2 protein-coding genes and 1 pseudogene are annotated in these 1421 nt (G+C 72.1%); all 3 read right to left on the bottom strand.

What is annotated here, in order from left to right; translation table 11 throughout:
* Nucleotides 1–139: pseudogene (locus AC27VN_RS41415) on the bottom strand (SDR family oxidoreductase); the annotation flags it as partial.
* A gap of 5 nt (nucleotides 140–144) precedes the next feature.
* Entirely contained in the window at nucleotides 145–981 is an 837-nt protein-coding gene (locus AC27VN_RS41410; protein ID WP_093344539.1) for an IclR family transcriptional regulator, read from the bottom strand.
* Nucleotides 982–1020: 39 nt separating this feature from the next.
* On the bottom strand, nucleotides 1021–1421 hold a 401-nt coding region (locus tag AC27VN_RS41405; RefSeq protein WP_490880501.1), incomplete at its 5' end, for an alpha/beta fold hydrolase.

Genomic DNA, 1421 nt, shown 5'->3' with positions numbered 1-1421 from the left:
GCGCGACCGCGACGCCGCAGGCCAGCAGCAGCTCGACCGTGGCCAGGCCGATGCCCGACGACCCGCCCGTGACCACGGCCACGCGGCCGGCCAGCGCATCGGCGGCGAAGAAGGAGGAGGAGGAAGAAGAAGCGGCCATGGGTCTCAGGCGCTGCGCAGCGGCACCACCTTGGCGGCGCGCGCGGGCGAGTAGTTGAGCAGGCCCGAGATCTCGTCGGCCGTGCCGCGCACGCGCTGCACCATCTCGTCCATGCGGTTCTCGTCGATGTGGCCCGAGGTGATGGTCGCGCCCAGCGCCGCCACGATGTGGCCGCCGTGGTCGCGCACCGGCGCGGCGATGGTCGAGATGTTCGATTCGAAGAAGCCCTCGCCTAGCACGTAGCCGCGCTGGCGGTCGGCCTGCACCATGTCGAACAGCTCGTTGACGGTCTTCGGCGTGCTCGGCGAGAAGGTCTCGAGCTTGTCCTCGGGATAGAGGGCGCGCAGCTGCGGCAGGGTCAGGTCTTCCAGCAGGATGCGGCCCAGCACCGTGGCATGGGCCGGCAGCCGCGTGCCCACGGTGACCGAACTCGCGAAGGGCGTGGGCGGCGCGACCTTGGCGACGTAGACGATCGAGCGGCCGTCGCGCACCACCAGGTTGCAGGGCGTGCGCAGCTCCTCGCAGAGGCGGTTGAGCAGCGGCGTGCCGAGCTGCGTGAGCTCGAGCGAAGCCAGGTATTCGAAGCCCAGGCGCAGCACGGCCAGGCCCAGGCGGTAGTCGCGCCCGCCCTCGGCGCGCTCGAGGAAGCCCATGTTCTCGAGCGTGGTGAGCAGGCGAAAGACGGTCGAGCGCGGCAGGTCGAAGCGGCGCGCCAGCTCGGGCGCCGAGAGCGTGCGGCTCTCGCGGCTGAACTCGCACAGCACGCGCAGTCCGCGCTCGAGCGCAGGCACGTTGTAGCGGTCCGCGCCCTCGTCCATCGCGTCGTTGTCGTTGGTGGCCATGTCTCTTGATTTCCTTGGTTGGATAGGGGGTGATGGCGCTCAGTGCGCGAGCGATTCGCGCAGCAGCGCGGCGACGGCCCGCGGTTGCTCCACGTAGCCGGCGTGGCCCGCATCGTCCACCAATTCGAGCGCCACGCCGCAGCGCCGCGCCACTTCCTCGCAGGCCGCGGGCGGCGTGACCGCATCGAGCGCGCCGCAGGCCACGCGCACCGGCATCGGCGGCGGCAGCTCGGCCAGCAGGTCGGCGTTGCACAGCAGCTCGACGGCCTGGCGGTAGCCGCGGTCGTTCAGGCGCGCCATGTTCCAGCGCACCCATTGGCGCGCGGGCTCGCTGGCGTGGTCGGACACCAGCCGGCCCGCGCGCTGCGCGGCCATGCCGGCGATGCCGAGTTGCTCGAGCGTGGCGAGCCGCTCGGCGCGGACCTTGGCGCGCGCCTCCG

The organism is Variovorax sp. 20P10.2.4, from assembly GCF_058244205.1.
The sequence above is the reverse complement of the archived record's forward strand: the minus strand, read 5'-3'. Positions and strand labels throughout refer to the sequence as shown.